Annotated in this window: 13 protein-coding genes and 1 pseudogene; 8 read left to right on the forward strand and 6 right to left on the reverse strand. The window is 60.9% G+C overall.

From position 1 onward, the window contains the following. Positions 1-107 precede the first annotated feature (107 nt). The 4 genes from H6A60_RS07280 to H6A60_RS07295 all read left to right on the forward strand — a co-directional run bounded on the left by H6A60_RS07280 (position 108) and on the right by H6A60_RS07295 (position 4,626). The gene (locus tag H6A60_RS07280) at positions 108-1,769 is read left to right on the forward strand and encodes an amidohydrolase (protein ID WP_205102848.1); all 1,662 of its coding nucleotides are present in this window, start codon (positions 108-110) and stop codon (positions 1,767-1,769) included. Between the two features lie 215 nt (positions 1,770-1,984). Further along, positions 1,985-3,109, forward strand: a complete 1,125-nt coding sequence (locus tag H6A60_RS07285; protein WP_205102850.1) for a porin — start codon at positions 1,985-1,987, stop codon at positions 3,107-3,109. A 148-nt stretch (positions 3,110-3,257) separates the two neighbouring features. Further along, positions 3,258-3,503, forward strand: a complete 246-nt coding sequence (locus H6A60_RS07290) for a hypothetical protein (protein WP_205102852.1) — start codon at positions 3,258-3,260, stop codon at positions 3,501-3,503. Positions 3,504-3,606: 103 nt separating this feature from the next. Further along, positions 3,607-4,626, forward strand: coding sequence for an alpha/beta hydrolase (locus H6A60_RS07295; RefSeq protein WP_205102854.1), 1,020 nt, complete (start codon positions 3,607-3,609; stop codon positions 4,624-4,626). A gap of 177 nt (positions 4,627-4,803) precedes the next feature. Here H6A60_RS07295 and pepE read toward each other — a convergent pair whose 3' ends face one another. Then, complete coding sequence (pepE, locus tag H6A60_RS07300) at positions 4,804-5,664, reverse strand: dipeptidase PepE (protein WP_205102856.1); 861 nt, start codon at positions 5,662-5,664, stop codon at positions 4,804-4,806. A gap of 568 nt (positions 5,665-6,232) precedes the next feature. On the opposite strand from pepE, the gene H6A60_RS07305 reads away from it, so the two are divergent. The 4 genes and pseudogenes from H6A60_RS07305 to H6A60_RS13880 all read left to right on the forward strand — a co-directional run bounded on the left by H6A60_RS07305 (position 6,233) and on the right by H6A60_RS13880 (position 10,430). Next, a complete protein-coding gene (locus H6A60_RS07305; protein ID WP_205102860.1) occupies positions 6,233-8,302 on the forward strand; it encodes a PP2C family protein-serine/threonine phosphatase in 2,070 nt (689 codons plus the stop codon). Next, positions 8,284-9,507: an ABC transporter substrate binding protein gene (locus tag H6A60_RS07310; protein WP_205102863.1), complete on the forward strand. Its 1,224-nt coding sequence runs from the start codon at positions 8,284-8,286 to the stop codon at positions 9,505-9,507. The genes H6A60_RS07305 and H6A60_RS07310 overlap by 19 nt, the downstream gene beginning before the upstream one ends. A gap of 190 nt (positions 9,508-9,697) precedes the next feature. Then, positions 9,698-10,003, forward strand: a pseudogene (locus H6A60_RS13875) (PhzF family phenazine biosynthesis protein); the annotation flags it as partial. A 139-nt stretch (positions 10,004-10,142) separates the two neighbouring features. Then, a complete protein-coding gene (locus tag H6A60_RS13880) occupies positions 10,143-10,430 on the forward strand; it encodes a PhzF family phenazine biosynthesis protein (RefSeq protein ID WP_338054849.1) in 288 nt (95 codons plus the stop codon). Positions 10,431-10,567: 137 nt separating this feature from the next. On the opposite strand, the gene sctV is transcribed toward H6A60_RS13880, so the two are convergent. From sctV to sctW, 5 genes are read right to left on the reverse strand one after another with little or no spacing between them, the layout of a single operon-like run. Beyond that, positions 10,568-12,661, reverse strand: a complete 2,094-nt coding sequence (gene sctV, locus H6A60_RS07320) for a type III secretion system export apparatus subunit SctV (RefSeq protein WP_205102865.1) — start codon at positions 12,659-12,661, stop codon at positions 10,568-10,570. Next, entirely contained in the window at positions 12,658-13,158 is a 501-nt protein-coding gene (locus H6A60_RS07325; RefSeq protein ID WP_205102867.1) for a hypothetical protein, read from the reverse strand. The genes sctV and H6A60_RS07325 overlap by 4 nt, the downstream gene beginning before the upstream one ends. Positions 13,159-13,180: 22 nt before the next feature. Next, entirely contained in the window at positions 13,181-13,561 is a 381-nt protein-coding gene (gene sctX, locus H6A60_RS07330) for a type III secretion apparatus assembly protein SctX (RefSeq protein ID WP_205102870.1), read from the reverse strand. 44 nt (positions 13,562-13,605) lie between these two features. Continuing rightward, the gene (locus tag H6A60_RS07335) at positions 13,606-14,001 is read right to left on the reverse strand and encodes a CesT family type III secretion system chaperone (protein ID WP_205102883.1); all 396 of its coding nucleotides are present in this window, start codon (positions 13,999-14,001) and stop codon (positions 13,606-13,608) included. Positions 14,002-14,046: 45 nt separating this feature from the next. Then, positions 14,047-15,162, reverse strand: a complete 1,116-nt coding sequence (gene sctW, locus H6A60_RS07340) for a type III secretion system gatekeeper subunit SctW (RefSeq protein WP_205102891.1) — start codon at positions 15,160-15,162, stop codon at positions 14,047-14,049. Positions 15,163-15,245: the final 83 nt, after the last annotated feature.

Below are 15,245 nucleotides of genomic sequence, written 5' to 3' on the forward strand. Positions count from 1 at the left end.
AATCGCGCTCGGAGGGCCCCGCACAAAAAGCTGCAAGCGCCTTGAGGATGCAATGCTCTCAAGGCCCTCGGTAAGCACGAGTTAAATTCCAACTGAGAGGCAAAGAAATGGAACAGCTTTACTACAACGGCAAGATTTTCACCGCACAGCACGAAGACAGCTTCGTCAACGCTTTCCGCGTTGTCGACGGCAAGTTCAGCTGGGTCGGCAACCTTCAGAATCCGCCCGAAGAAGAGGGCGCGATCAATCTCGAAGGCCGCACCGTCATTCCGGGCCTCATCGACGCGCACACGCACCCCTCGTACGTTGCCGGCACGATCGATGCGGTTCCCTGCACGATTCCGAAGGTGCACAGCATCTCGGAAATGATCGAAGCCTTGAAGCGTCACCCGAACGCGGGCAAGGGCCCGGACGAATGGATTCAGGGCTGGGGCTACGACGAGTCGAAGCTCGACGAACATCGCACGCCGACGCGCCACGACCTTGACCTCGTTTCTACGACGCAGCCTGTTTATGTCCTTCGCTCCGACTGCCACTCGGGCATCTGCAACACCCGCGCGCTCGAACTCGCGGGCATCACGAAGGACACGCCGGACCCCGAGGGGGGCCGTTTCGGTCGCGACCCGGACGGCTCGCCCAACGGGGTCCTCACGGAGCTTGCCGCCAATGCCGCCGTTCGCAGCGTGATGGAAAAGCCCAACTTTGAAAATGCGGTCCGTGCGCTTGCCAATACGAACGCGCACTACTGCGAGCGCGGTTATGTGGCTGCGACCGACATGATGGTGTTCTTCAATCCGCTCAACCAGCTTGAAGTCTTCCGCGCTGCGGAAAAGGCCGGTCTCGACATGCAGATCTCGCTTTATTTCCTCTGGACGGGCGGCAAGGACCCGTACGGCATGCGCGACTGCACGCCCGAAGAGCGCAGCGGCCGCGTGAAGTGGGCCGGCATCAAGCTCTTTGCCGACGGTTCGATCTCCGGCAAGACCGCCTGGGTGAGCACGCCCTATGCCGGCAGCGACGACTGCGGCATGTGCACGCTCGACATCGAAACGCTGCAGGCCGCTTACGAGTACGCCAAGCGCAACCGCCTGCAGATCTCGATCCACGTGATGGGCGACCGCTCCATCCAGCGCATCATCGACTTCTTCGACGACAAGGAACCGTGGCTCGACGGCCAGGTCGCCAACGTTCGTCTCGAACACGTGACGCTTCTCAACAAGAAGCAGCTCGATCAGATGAACGCTTCGAAGATGAACTACGGCCTCACCACGCAGATCATCTTCGGCTTTGCCGAGTACGACGGCTACGAAAAGGCCCTGACGCCCGAAGTGTTCAAGCAGATTTACCCGCTCAAGCTTTTCAGCGAAAACATGCGTGCACTCGCGCTCTCGGCCGATGCGCCGGCGACGACCTGGGCCGATCCGGACGACGTCTTCGTTTCGCTCAAAGCGGCAATCACTCGCCGTGCCTACAACGGTGCTTCGATCAATCCGGATGAGTCGATTCCGGTGAACGAAGCGCTGATGCTCTACACGAAGCGTGCCGCGCTCCTTTGCCCGTACGAAACGCCCGTCGGTCAGATCGCCCGCGGTTTCGAAGCGGATTTCAACGTCCTCTCCGAAGACCTCTTCACGGTGGCGCCCAACGAAATCGACCGCGTCCGCATCGATGCCGCCTACCGTCGCGGCGAGCGCGTCTTTGAACGCGAAGCTGCGTGCGAAGCCAAGGAAGGCTGCTGCTGCGAATGCGAGCGTGAAGCCGCCCACTAAGACAGGAACACGCTGACGACCGAGTCGTCAGACAACTCTCTCCCGAAGGGACGCAGCGATCGTCCCTTTGGCACCGAACCGATTGCCTTCTTCGGGTTTGCGCCGAACGGTCCGCGGAGGATCGGGCCGCTCGGCGCTCTTTTTTGGGATTGAAGGAAAAGGCACTATGGAGTCAGGCAATCGGGCCGGCGGAAACAAAAACGGATTCTATTGAAATGAACAAATTCAATGCTTGCCGTCTTGCTGCGGCAGTGCTCGCTGCCGCAGCAGCCTTCGGCACGGCCAATGCGGCCGAAGTCACTGTGTACGGCCGCATGGACACCGGCATTTCCATTTCCGAGCCGAGCAGAAGCGGCGAAAACGGCTCCGTTCAGATGAAGAGCGGCATTTTCGCGGGTTCGCGCTTCGGCATTCTTACGCAGGAAACGCTCACCGATTCCCTTCGCGTTGTCGTGAAGCTCGAAAACGCGTTCGACTCTTCGACGGGCGAATGGAACAGCACGTCGACGAACCGTCTCTTCGGTCGCGAATCGTCGCTCTCGCTCGTGCATGACGACTACGGCACGCTCGCCTTCGGGCGTATCGGCACCGTTACGGGCGGCATGGGCAGCTACAGTTCGCTCGACTGGTACGAACCGTTTGAAACGGGCTTCACTGATGCGAGCCTTGTCGGCACCTGGGCCGACCTCGGTACCGTCGACAAGTCGATTCTCTACATGACGCCGCGCGTGGCGGGCTTCAACGCCAAGTTCCAGTTCGCCTTTACGGACAGCACGCTCGACGGCGAAGGCAACAATATTTACGTGCCCGAATGGTCGAAGAACGCGCGCCCCTGGGCTGCAGCTTTTGAATACCGCGGCATTCCGAACCTCTTTGTCGGTGCCGGCGTTGGCGGATTGGTCCTCGCCAACACGGTTGAAAATCGCGAAAAGGATGATCCGCTCCTCGTCAACTTCGCGATCAACTACGACTTCGGGTTCGTGAAGCCCTTCTTTGCGGCGCAGTACTCCGAACACTTCAGCTACGCCACGGGCGCGAGCGCGGGCGAGATTTCCGGCGACTTCAAGAAGATGGCCTATCTCGTCGGCGTGACGGCGCCGGCTGCGGGCGGTACCTTCCGCGCCGAAATTCAGTACCTCGACGGTGAAGAAGAACTGTCGGGCGAAGACTACGACAAGCAGATCTACTCGATCGGCTACACGTATCCGCTCAGCAAGCGCACGCTCTTTTACAGCGCCTTGTCCTACGCCCAGGGCGGCGGTCTGATCGACAAGTCGAACGAAAAGGCGAGCGCCGAAAACCGCACGATGCTCGAATTCGGCATCGATCACCAGTTCTAAAGAACGCAGAAAACAGAGTTTCTCCGGCTGCCGGTCCGAGCGAGCAGCTCGTTCGGACCGGCGGATCTTTTTCGGGGGGCGGACACCGTTCTCCTCAAGCGTCCTTCCCTCGAAAAAGCCCGAAGCTCACGAAGCAAAGGAGTTTTTCATGGTGTCCGCAACGTCGGCCCGAGACGGCCTCATCGAAGAAATGCTTCTCAAGGACGATCCGCACTACCAGCGTCTTTTCTCGGCGTGGGCCAGCGCAAAAAACACTGCTAAGCGAGCAGCGGCCCGTGCGGCCGTTGAGGTCTACAAAGAAAGCAAGTTCGAAGCGTACCGCACGACGCACCCCGGGCTCTACGACGCCCTGATGCGCGAGCGGCATGCAATCGATCGGCGGCGCGTACGCTAAGCTCTCCATCAAGGCGCGAAATGTCTTCCAGCCACGGTCTACAATCGATCGGTCGTTTTCGAACGACCGATTTTTTTGATTCCTGGAATCGGAAGACACAAAAATGAAAAAAATCTCATCCCTTGCTGCGGCCGTGCTCGCAGCCTTTTGCATGTCTACGGGCGTCTATGCCGAGGAGAGCGATCTTCTCGGCTGGACCGAAGGGGCCCAAGTCCTTGAAGCGCAGGTAACCGAAGGCCGCATCGACACGATTTCGAACGTGATCTACAGCCAGATCCGCTCGACGCGTGCCGTCCGACAGCTTCGCATGTCGCTCATGGTGCCCCGCAATACGGCGAAAAAGCCCGCGATCATTTACTTCCCGGGCGGCGGCTTTACGTCTGCCGACCATGAAAAGTTCACCGAGATGCGCTACGCGCTCGCTCGCGCGGGGTTCGTCGTGGCTGCGGCCGAGTACCGCGTCGTGCCCAACAAATTTCCCGCGCTCGTTGAGGACGGCAAAGCTGCGGTTCGCTATCTGCGCGCGCACGCCGAAGAATACGGGATCGATCCCGCGCGCATCGGCGTGATCGGCGACTCCGCGGGCGGCTACCTGGTGCAGATGCTCGGCACCACGTCGGGCGAGAAGGGGTGGGATAAGGGCGACTTCCTCGAGGCTTCGTCCGACGTTCAAGCTGTCGTTTCGCTTTACGGCATCTCCGATCTGCGCTCGATCGGCGAAGGCTTGGGCAAGGCGATCGAAGACGTGCATCTTTCGCCCGCCGTCACCGAAGCGCTCCTCGTACACGGTCCGGCCTTCAATACGAATCCCGGGAAAAGCATCTTTGACGATCCGAAGGCCGCGGATCACGCGAGTGCGGTCGGTCACGTGGACGGCACCGAGCCGCCCTTCCTCCTCTTGCACGGCTCGGGCGACAAGCTCGTGAGCCCGAAGCAGAGCGCGAAGATTTTCGAACTGCTGCGCGCGAAGAACGTGGACGTCGAGTACAAGCTTTACAAAGACGCCGACCACGGCGGCCTCGTCTGGTTCCAGCAGCCCGTGATTGATCTGGTGGTCGATTGGTTCGAAAAGAAGCTCGGCAGACCCGCCGCTGCGGGTGAAGGTGCTGCGAAGAACCTCTGAGCGAATTGAGCCCATCCGGCCGGGCGTACGGACGCTCGTTTCTTGATGAAAGGCAAAAGAGAAGGCGCATGCTCTCTTGGGAGCAGTGCGCCTTCCTCTTCAATGGCGCTTTAGCCGGGAAGCGTCGCAACGAAGCGATTCTTCGTCATCGGACGCACCGGCATCGGCCGATTGCGCTTAGATCTTGCCGCCCGGCACGATCTGACGCGCGTCGAACTTCGTGCCGAGCGCGATGCGCTGAAGCTGCATCTTGTCCTTGCCCTGACGGAACCAGTAAAGGGGCTCCGAATCCTTGGGCCCCAGCACTTCAATGTCGTGTTCGCCCGTCAGGAGGAGCGCCGTGCCTTCCGGCAGGCCGATCACTTCTTCGTCCTTGTTGTAGCAGAGGAACTCTTCGAGGCGGTCTTCACGGGTTTCGTTGTTGAGACCGGCCGTGCCGCCGCTGATGAAGTGCGGGTTCGTCTGGAACGGGATGAAGCCGAAGGTGTTGAAGCTCGGCGGTTCGGCGATCGGCATGTCGTTCGTCGTGCGAAGCGTCGGGCAGGCGACGTTGCCGCCCGCGGACCAGCCGCAGTAGGGAAGACCGGCGTTGACGCGGTCGCGGATCAGGTCAATGATGCCGGCTTCGTACATGCGGGTGACGAGCGCCCACGTATTGCCGCCGCCCACGGCGATGGCTTCGGCCTTCTTCACGGCTTCCTGCGCGTTCTTGAAGCGGTGGATCGAAACGATCTTGTGGCCGAAGGGCTTGAAGGCGTCCTGAACCTGCTTTTCATAGCCGTCGAAGCTGCCGGCGACGCGGGCATACGGAATGAAGAGGATTTCGTGCTTTTCGGTGCCGAACAAGCGTTCGTACTGATCGCCCGCGAAGTCGAGGTAGCCCGAGGTGTGGTAGCGCGAGCTCGACTGGATGAGGACGCGGCGGCTGGCGCTCACGGCCGACTTCGGCAGCGGCGTCTTCTGCTTGGCCTGAACGGAGGCGGCGCTCACAGCAAGGGCGGCAGCGGCCGAGCCGAGAAGCTGACGACGAGAAAGCATGGAAAGCTCCTTAATAATGATGTTTGGATGCCGCGGCGGTGAAAATCAAGGGTCCGACGGGCATCCGGATGGTCCTGGCGCTTCGCCGTTGGTTGATCGGGAAGCACTGCAACTCTACGGAGTCGATCGAATTTCGCCAAGGCTCGAAATCGCGTCTAGCCTTTCATGAAAGGAGCAGGTAGAATCTACGACTTTTTCTTAGACAATTTGCTTGAACGATTATGTATCTAAGCTGAAGTTACTATGCGTCGAAGGACATCGAAAAAGGTTCGCTTGAGGATCCTTACGGGCCATGTGAACGACTTATGAGGCGATTTCTCGTCCATGCGGATGTTCGAGAGCTCGGATCGAGCATGCACTCACAACTAGAGCGGTCTTCGAACCGTATTCCGGCAGGTACTTACTTCTCGCGCCTCTCTCGGACTTTTCACTGATCTATCTTCAAACAAGTCTTGCGCTTGAGCTCGTTCCCATTCGGGCCGTGTTGACAGCTCGCGTCTCTATAATCGATAAGCACAGAGCGTCCTTTTTTCCGGCGGCGATCCGCTCACTCTCTTTTGTCCACTGCATGAGCCCGAGTACTTTTACGCTGCGAGCGAAGCTTATTTGCGCAATTGCGGTCGTGGTGTCGCTCGTGAGCTTTCCGCTCATGTATCTCGGCTACCGCGATGCCTACGATCATGCGATCGATGCGGCGGTCGACAAGTTCGGCAACATCACGCACATTCTGAGTGAGGCGGCCGAGCTCTCGTACCTCAATACTCAGACGATCGTCACCGAAAAAGTCGTAATCGAAAAGGACGACATTTCGGCCGAATTGGGTGCGATTGAAAAGTGGGTGAACGAAAATCGCCTGCTCGACATGATTCCGACGCTCGACTTCCTCGACGAAACGTGGGGAACGTATACGGCGGTTGTGAACGACTCGGGCGAATTTCTCTACGTTTCGCCCCAGATTCACAAGCTCTGGCGCACCGACGCGCGCGACCTTCTCGGGGTGCCGTTCCGCGAGTTCTTCCGGTCGTCCGGTAAGAGTGCGAAACGCGACGACTTCACGTTCTTTCGCGTTGTCGTCGACCCGTTCACGGGTGAAACGATGCCGTACCTTGCGGGCCTGCGCCGCATGAAGGGGTATTCGGCGATCGTTCTTCAGGAACTCGACTACCTCGAGGAACCTTTCAAGGCGAGCGCGCCGACGCTTGAGGCGAGCCTCAACGACACGATCCGCACGCTCGACATCGGCAAAAGCACGACGATCGTTGCCGTGAACGGAGAGGGTCGGCGCCTCGCCTCGCGCGGTCCGTCGGCCGACGGGCGCTTCTTCGCTCAGGCGGACGGGGTTTTGAAGCGCGCGGCGGCAGAGGGTTTCGTTTCTGGCATTCACTCCGATCGTGCCGTTGCGGGCGGCGGCGAACTCTATGCCGTTCGCTACTTCAAGGCGCTCGACTGGTACTTCATCGCGCGCGTGCCGCTCGAGGTCGTCAAGGTACCTGCCGTTGAGAGTGCGCGAACGCTCGCGGGCTGGGTCGTTGCTGCCTTCCTCTTTGCTTCGCTCTTGGGGATTGCGCTCACGACCTGGTTCTTGAAACCCCTGCACCAGGTTTCCGGTGCCGCGAAGAAGCTCGAAGACTTCGATTTCATTTCCGACAACACGGCCGAGCGCCTTCGCACGGTTTCTGCCGCCTTGCCCGTTGCGCTCACGGACGAAGTGGGGCAGGTCTCGCGCGCCTTCTCGAGCATGGTGAGTGCGCTTGAGAAGAACATCGCCGCGCTCAAATCCTCACTCGCGCGTCAGCACAGCATCGAGGGCGAATTGAACGCCGCGCGCGAAATTCAGAACGGGATGCTTCCCGAAAATGAAGGTGGTTTTCGTGCGCCGGGCTTCGAGGCGGCCGCGTACATTGAGGCCGCCAAGGAAGTGGGCGGGGACTTTTACGATGTTTTTGCGCTCGACGACGGGCGTGAAGCAATCGTGCTCGGTGACGTTTCCGGTAAAGGCGTTTCCGCAGCGATGCTGATGAGCGTGACGCTCACCCTCGTGCGAACGGCCCTGGTCGACGGCCTCGGACCCGCAGCTGCGGTGAAGAAGGTGAACGACCGCATCGCCGCGCGCAATCCGAGCTGCATGTTCGCGACACTCTGGGTCGGGATTCTCGATGCGAAAACAGGGCGACTCGTTTACTGCTGCGGCGGCCACTGTCCGCCGCTCCTCGTGCGCCGGGACGCTGCTTCGGCCGAGAATGGCGCCGCTGCGTTCGAGTGGCTGCGCGACGTGAGCGGTCCGCTCGTCGGGGCGCTCGATATGGCCGAATACGTTGAGTTCGAGCGGCTGCTCGCCCCGGGCGAACGCTGCATCGTTTATAGCGACGGCATCTCCGAAGCCATGAACGAGGCGCACGAACTCTTTGGCGAAGCGGGGATCGAACGTGTCGCGCAAGGGTGCGCCGACGTTTCGAGCGCCGAGATCGTCGACCGACTCGTCGCCGCCGTCGCGGCGCACCGCGGCAGCGCCCCGCAGTCCGACGACATCACGCTCGTCGTCTTCGAGCGGCTCGCGCGCACGAACCAAACAAAAGAGGCCGAATCCGCAGAAGCTTCGGCAAACGAAAAGGAGGCCGCATGCAGCGTCGACGTCTGATTGCCAAAGGGCTCGAAGGCGCGCTTGCGCTCGCGGCCTTTCCTATGCTCCACACTGCCGCGCGGGCGGCCGAGCTCGTTCGCGGGCGCCCGGCACGCGCGATTCTCGTCACGGGCGGCCCGTTTCTGCGCTACCGCAGCATCCTCTTGGGCGTAGCAGCGGGTTTGAAGGCGCTCGAACTCATTGAGCGCGCCCCTGCAATCGAAACGCAGCACGCGGCGTCGGTGCCCGAAGGCGCGCCGCGGCAGTCCGAGCCGCGTTCCGACCCGAGCAAAACGGGCACGGCCGACGTTTGGGCCGAGCTCGCGAAATCCGCGGGCGGCAGCCGACTCGCGTTTCTCGCCGACGGTCACTACGACTACGGCTTCAGCGAGGCGGGCCGAGAGGCTGCGCGCACGGCCGTGCTCGAGCGCCTCAAAACGAAACGCGATGTCGACATCGTCTTCGTTTTCGGCACCGAAGCAACGCTCGACATGGCGGCGGCTGTCAAAGACATTCCGGTCGTTTCGCTTGGAAGCTCCGACCCCGTCCGCACGGGGATAGTTAAGTCGGCCGACGACTCGGGTCAGGACAACCTTCACGCGGTCGTCGTTGCCGACTACTACGGGTGGCAGACCCGGAGCTTCGGGCACGTCTATCCCTTCAAGCGTCTTGGGCTTCCGATCGCAAGCGCCCGAAACGAAAAGTCGGGCGAGCCCGAAATCCGAAAAGCGTGCGAGGAACTCGGGGCCGGCTTCATCCTCAGGGCCTATGAAGAAACAGGCGATGCGCAGGTCGATGACGCGGCGCTTTTGGCCTGCGTCGAAGCACTCGCGAACGAGGGTGCCGATGCGATCATGTTCCCTTGGTTCTCGGCTTCGCCCGAAACGTTCCGAGCGCTTTTGACACTGCTCGAACGACGCGGCATTGCCAGCTTCTCGCAGGCAGGTCCCGACTTTGTTGAGCGGGGGATTCTTTTGGGCGTCGGTTCGGAAACCTTCGAAGGCTACGGGTTCTTCGAAGCGGAAGTGATTCTTCGGATTCTCGAAGGCGACAAACCACGCGAAATCGGGCAGCGCTACGCGCAGCGCGGGCGGCTCGTCGTGAATCTGCGCTCGGCGATGGCGCTCGGTTGGCAGCCGCCCTTCGGCCTCCTCGTTGCGGCGGAAAAGGCTTGGACCACGCAGTCTCCCGTTGCGCACGAGACGCTCGAACCAATCGACTGACAGGCAGGACTCCGGCGCCTGCCACTAGAAGTAGCTCATAAAGAGCCCATAAAGCTCAAAAAAATAGCCAAAGCCCCAAGGCATCCGACGTTTCCGAAAGAGGAAAAGACGAATGACAACTCTCACGCAATATGTGGTGGACGCTTTCACCGACAAGATCTTTGCCGGGAATCCGGCTGCGGTCTGCGTCATGGACTGGTGGCTGCCCGATGCGCTCATGCAGAAAATCGCGATCGAGAACAACCTGTCCGAAACGGCCTTTGCTGTGAAGGTGGGCGACCTCTATCACCTGCGCTGGTTTACACCGGGCGGCGAAATCGAGCTCTGCGGTCACGCAACGCTCGCGACTGCCTATGTCGTCATGCGCTTTGTGGAACATGAACTCCGCGAAGTGCGCTTCACGACCTTGAGCGGCATTCTCGTCGTCACGCGCAAGGACGATTTGTTCTCGCTCGAGTTCCCGACGTTTCCGCTGCGTGAAGTTGAGGAGGCCGACGTCCTTGAAGCTGTCGAAAAGGCGATCGGCGTCAAGCCCGCGAAGATCTATATGGGCCCGATATGGTCTGCGTGCTTGAGAGCGAAGAAAGGTTCGTGCGGTTCGCCCCGACCAAGCGCTTGTGCACGATCTCGAAGGTGTGTGCCTGCACGTGACGGCGCGAGCGAAGGCAGGCGAATACGACTGCATCACGCGCTCCTTCGCGCCCAAGTGCGGCGTAGCCGAAGACCCTGTCTGCGGGCGCGGTCATTGCCACGTCGTCTCGATTTGGGCGAAGGCGCTCGGCAAATCCGAGCTCACCGCGTATCAGGCTTCGGCTCGCGGCGGCGTCCTTTACTGCCGCTATGAAGGTAAAAAAACGATTCTGAGCGGCAGGGCGGCACTCTTTTCCGAAGCGAATATTCATTTCGACGAAGAAGTGGCCTGATGTCGGTGCCGCTTGGGCGGTGTCCCGCAGAGCGGTGTCGGGACAAAATGAGACGCGTATTCCGGAGCGGACCTCAAGCGCTTTTATTTGTTGGAGAGACCGCGGCGTTGCCGCGGTTCCCTGCTGCGCACACTCCGTCAGATGCGGATGCGTGCGATCGGCTGCACGGCGATTTCGGGCGTCACTTCCTGATAGGCCATTACCGGAATCTCGTAGAACTTTGCTTCAATCAAGCGCCGCACATAGCGGCGGATGTCCATGCTCACCATGAGGACGGGCTTTTGCGTACTCGTGCGTGAACGTCCGAGCGCGGCTTCGAGCGCGTCGAGAATGCGCTTGGAGGATCCCGGGTCGAGAGAAAGGAAAGCGCCCGCAGAAGTCTGGCGCACGGCCTTGCGGATCACTTCTTCGACCTGCGGCTCCATGATGATTACGGGGAGCATGTTCTGGCCGCGTGAATGCATGTAGCTGATCTGGCGCTTGAGGGCGCTTCGCACGTACTCGGTGAGCATCACGACGTCCTTTTCCTTGGGCGCCCAATCGATCAGCGCCTGCAGAATCGTTCTCAGATCGCGAATCGAGACGTGTTCCTGGACAAGTCGCTGGAAGATGTCGGCGATGCGCTGAATCGGCAGGAGACGCGTCGCTTCCCGAACAAGATCCGGCATGCGTTCTTCAAGGCGGTCGAGGAGGTACTTCGTTTCCTGCATGCCGATGAAGTTTTCGGCGTGCCGGCTCAAGAGGAGCGAGAGGTGGTACGCGAGGATCTTCGAGTGGTCCATGCAGGAGATGCCGGCGGCTGCGAGCTTCTTTTCGTAGGACTTCGGGACCCAGAGCGACTCGACGTCGGGGAGGAACTTTTCGCCCGTTTCGACGGGGATCCCGAGCATGTCGAGCGTCTCGCGCTTTTCGCGCACAATGACGGCATCTCGCACGAGCACGCCGCGCGCGAGCGGGATTTCGTTGAGATTGAGCATGTAGCTCATCGGAGGCAAATTCGGGTTCGGTCGAATGTTGATGCCCGGGAACGGCACCCCCAGATCGAAATAGAGCGCACGGCGCAGCTCGATCAATTCCGCATTGAGGTCGGCATACTGCATCGATTCGCCGAGGTCGCTCGAAATGTCGAGAATGATCGGCACGGTGGGCGCGAAGTTGTCTTCGCTGCGAACCGCACGCTTGGGCTTCGGGCTTGCGGCCGCAGGCGCGAGCGTTTTTTCAAGTACTTCGGCTTCGTCAGGGGCCTTGGGCATCGACTTGATGCGCGAGAGCACGACGCCGAAGCCGAAAACGGCTGCCGCCATTGTGAAAAGCTGCGGCTTCGGGAACCCCGGGATAAGCGCAAGAAGGAAAATCAGAGCGCCAGCCATCTGAAGCGCGCGCGGCTGACTGAAGAACTGGCGGCCGACCTGCGCGCCCACGTCTTCGCGCGTGTCGCCCGAGCGCGTGATCAAGATGCCGGCGGAAATCGAGACGAGAAGGGACGGAATCTGGCTCACGAGCCCGTCGCCGATCGTGAGGACGCCGTAGAGCTCGAGCGCGTCGCCCGCGGTCATGCCGCGCTGCGAGACCCCGATGATCGTGCCGCCGATGATGTTGATCGCCGTGACGACCATGCCCGCGATCGAGTCGCCCTTAACGAACTTCATCGCGCCGTCCATGGCGCCGTACATCTTGCTTTCCATCTGCACGTCGTTGCGGCGGCGCTGGGCCTCATCCATGTCGATCACGCCGGCGCGCAGGTCGGCGTCGATCGACATTTGCTTCCCAGGCATCGCGTCGAGCGTAAAGCGTGCGCCCACTTCGGCGACGCGCTCGGCGCCCTTGGCAATGACGAGAAACTGAACGATCGTGAGAATCAGGAAGACCACGGCGCCCACGACGAAGTTGCTTCCCGTAGCGAACTCGCCGAACGTGAAGATAATCTCACCGGCGTCTGCCTGCAGAAGAATCAGGCGCGTCGTCGTGATGTTGAGCCCCACGCGAAAGAGCGTCGTAAAGAGGAGCATCGTCGGGAAGGACGAAAACTCGAGGGGCGACTTCACGTACATCGCCATCATGAGCATCATGAAGGAGAGCGTGAGGTTCGCGCCGATCAGCGTGTCGACCAACGGGGTCGGCAGCGGCACGATCATGAGCGTGATGACGACGACCAAAAGCACAACCATCGAAATGTCGTTGTGCTTGGTGACGGTCGAAACGACGTTCGAAGCCTTGGCAAGAAGCGTCATGGATGGTCTCCGTTCGTGCCGTCCGAGAAGAGCCCGTCGGCGGCCGCTGCGCCCGCGCCGCCCAGCTCAAGAAAGCGGTCACGCGCGGCATGCGCTTCGGTTTTTCGGTCGAGTGCCCAGAGAATTTGGGCTTTCAATAGATGGAGTGCGGCTTCGCGCGTCGAGAGGGCAGCGCGGCTGCCGAGCAAGCCGAGCGCTTCGTCGATCGAAGCGAGTGCTTCGGGTGCTGCCCCTGCGTCAAGGCGTGCGGCGGCGAGTCCGGCGAGCGCCAGCCGCCGCTCGCGCGCGAGCGAACCCGTCTCGTCTTCCTGACGCGCTTCGTCAATCAGGGCAAGAAGCGCTTCGTAGAGCCGCGCGGCACGCTCGGCCGCTCCCATGCGAAGAAAGAGAAACGCGAGCACCGAGAGCGTGCGGCGCTCGTCGCTCGTGAAGCGGTCGGCTTCGGGGGATTGCGTTGCAGCGGAAACGTCCGGTGCGGCCGCTCGGTCGGTATTCATTTCAAAATCCGTCGCCATCGCATCAGCCTCCGAGCATCAGGCCGCGGTAGGCGGACAAAAGCATGTCGTTTTCAAGGAGCGGCTCAAGTTCTTCTTCGAGCAGCGCGGCGAGCTTCGGATCCGGGTGCTTTTTTAGTCGCTTTTCGAGCTTCTTCGAAATGTCGCGCAGCGACCGCGCAAACACTTCGGGGCTCACTGGTGTGCCGTCTCCGATATCGGGCGCAAGGCAATGTTCGACGCGTGCACGGGCATTGGCGGGCCCGTAAAGGCTCTCGAGCGTCGAGCGGCCGACGGCACTCGCGCCCACTTCCCGCGCGTCGGGAAGCGGCTCGGCGTCTGCCATCGGCAAGAGCGACTGAATGCCGACCGATGGATTGAAGAGCGTTTGAACGGGCGTTGTCATAGTCGGATGTCCGGTTCGTCAAGGGGCGCTTCGACAAGAGCCGCTTAGTCGCGGCGAAGCGGCTCTGCCGCCTCAAGGAGAAAACGAAGTCCATTTTCCAAGTTTGCCGCATCTATTGCCTCGGGCGGAAATTCGATGGCGAGCACCAAGCGGTCTTGGACGAGTGCGGTACGAACGGCGTACTGCGGCGCCCGACGCCAGCCGAAGCGCTCAAGAGCGCGCTCAAAGCGAGCCGGCGCGTCACCTTGGGACAAGAGTGCAAGCGTGAGCAGAAGCCGTTCGTCTCGCTCCGCCGCGCTCGCCGCTTCGAGGGGATCGAGCACTTCGAGCGTCATCGTGCCGAGCCCATCGACTTCAAGTGCCGCGAGGCCCGACTCGTTCAGGGCGAGTCCCGGAAGGCCGATGCGCTGCCCGAAGGCTTCAATCTCGCGATTTTCCATACCTGCCTCTGTCCATTCTCTTAAATTCGTTTTTGGGTGCCTTCGTCACTCGAGCGAAGCGAGGTACTCGTCTTCGCGCGCGATTGCGGCGTCGAGCGACGTACGAAGCGCATCAACGAAGCTCGTTTTGCCTTCGCCCGCGTCGAGGAAAGCCGTCGGCAGACGCCGCACGGCAGCCAAAAGATCCTGTCGAAAGAGTACTTCGCGCTCGATGTCCGGGGGATTGGCCTTGGCGCAGAGCTGATCGACCGCCGTGTCGCTCACATAAGCGCGCGAACGGAATTCGATGAGTTCGCCCAAAAGGTCCATCGCAGTGAGCGCGGCATTCTTGACGCCGTGCACGTCGCGCCAGCGGGTCATGAGCGCAGAGAGTTCCGTGTAGGCGCTCTGTGCAAGCCGCACTTCCCGCAGCTTTCCGTGCACGCTCTCCAAATGTGCACGCCCCATGCTCGGCGTCTCGCTTTTGATGTCTGCGCTGATTGCCGAGAAGAGAAAATCCATCGCCCGTCCGAAGTCGTCGCCGTATTTGGCGCGAATGCTCTGAAAGACTTCCTTGACGTCGGAAAATTCGCCGACGGCCTCGCGGTAGAAGGCGCCTGCTGCTGCGGCGTCGCCCACTTCCGGAAAGCCTTCCGAGGCGAGCGCCCCCTGAAGGCCGAGCCGAACGGCTTGTGCGTTCTTTTCCATGTGCGCAGCCGCGAGCGACTTCAAGGCCGCCCGTTGATCGGCAGAAACAGAAGCGTCTGCTTCGAACGCTTCGCGTGCACTCTCGAGTGCGGCCCAGATTTCGGTCGGATCCTTGAAGGCTTCACGGACGGCGCGCTCCATGTCCTCGCGCGTTTTGGCATGCTTGAGCGCATCAACGGTCGAATTGAGCTTTTCGCTCTGGCCCGTCTGCTCCATGAGCACTCGGTACTTTTCGAGAAGTCGCTCGGAAATTTCGGAACTCTGCCGCTCCTTGCGCCGTCCGATCTCGTACTCCTTCGTTCGATCGACGGCAAAGCCGAGCTCTTCGGCCGCGTCCGCCAAAAGCGAGCTCGGCGAGGAAACAGTCGACACCGTATGCCCCATGAAGACGCTCGAGGCGCCCGACGTGCCGTGCGCGGCACTCGTCTGGGTAAAGGTCGTGCCGAATGAATTCTGAATGCCTTCGATCGACATGTGTTCGTGCGGCCTCTCTGCGAAATGGATGGTTGAAGGGAAGGGGTAACCAAAAAATTATAGGAGGCACCTTGCTCGAGAAA

The organism is Sutterella massiliensis (assembly GCF_016899755.1).
Classification (GTDB): domain Bacteria; phylum Pseudomonadota; class Gammaproteobacteria; order Burkholderiales; family Burkholderiaceae_F; genus Sutterella; species Sutterella massiliensis.

Excerpts from the sequence above, each read along its gene's own strand:
- H6A60_RS07280 (WP_205102848.1), top strand. The coding sequence starts at position 108 with ATGGAACAGCTTTACTACAACGGCAAGATTTTCACCGCACAGCACGAA.
- H6A60_RS07285 (WP_205102850.1), top strand. The coding sequence starts at position 1,985 with ATGAACAAATTCAATGCTTGCCGTCTTGCTGCGGCAGTGCTCGCTGCC.
- H6A60_RS07290 (WP_205102852.1), top strand. The coding sequence starts at position 3,258 with ATGGTGTCCGCAACGTCGGCCCGAGACGGCCTCATCGAAGAAATGCTT.
- H6A60_RS07295 (WP_205102854.1), top strand. The coding sequence starts at position 3,607 with ATGAAAAAAATCTCATCCCTTGCTGCGGCCGTGCTCGCAGCCTTTTGC.
- pepE (WP_205102856.1), bottom strand. The coding sequence starts at position 5,664 with ATGCTTTCTCGTCGTCAGCTTCTCGGCTCGGCCGCTGCCGCCCTTGCT.
- H6A60_RS07305 (WP_205102860.1), top strand. The coding sequence starts at position 6,233 with ATGAGCCCGAGTACTTTTACGCTGCGAGCGAAGCTTATTTGCGCAATT.
- H6A60_RS07310 (WP_205102863.1), top strand. The coding sequence starts at position 8,284 with ATGCAGCGTCGACGTCTGATTGCCAAAGGGCTCGAAGGCGCGCTTGCG.
- sctV (WP_205102865.1), bottom strand. The coding sequence starts at position 12,661 with ATGACGCTTCTTGCCAAGGCTTCGAACGTCGTTTCGACCGTCACCAAG.
- H6A60_RS07325 (WP_205102867.1), bottom strand. The coding sequence starts at position 13,158 with ATGAATACCGACCGAGCGGCCGCACCGGACGTTTCCGCTGCAACGCAA.
- sctX (WP_205102870.1), bottom strand. The coding sequence starts at position 13,561 with ATGACAACGCCCGTTCAAACGCTCTTCAATCCATCGGTCGGCATTCAG.
- H6A60_RS07335 (WP_205102883.1), bottom strand. The coding sequence starts at position 14,001 with ATGGAAAATCGCGAGATTGAAGCCTTCGGGCAGCGCATCGGCCTTCCG.
- sctW (WP_205102891.1), bottom strand. The coding sequence starts at position 15,162 with ATGTCGATCGAAGGCATTCAGAATTCATTCGGCACGACCTTTACCCAG.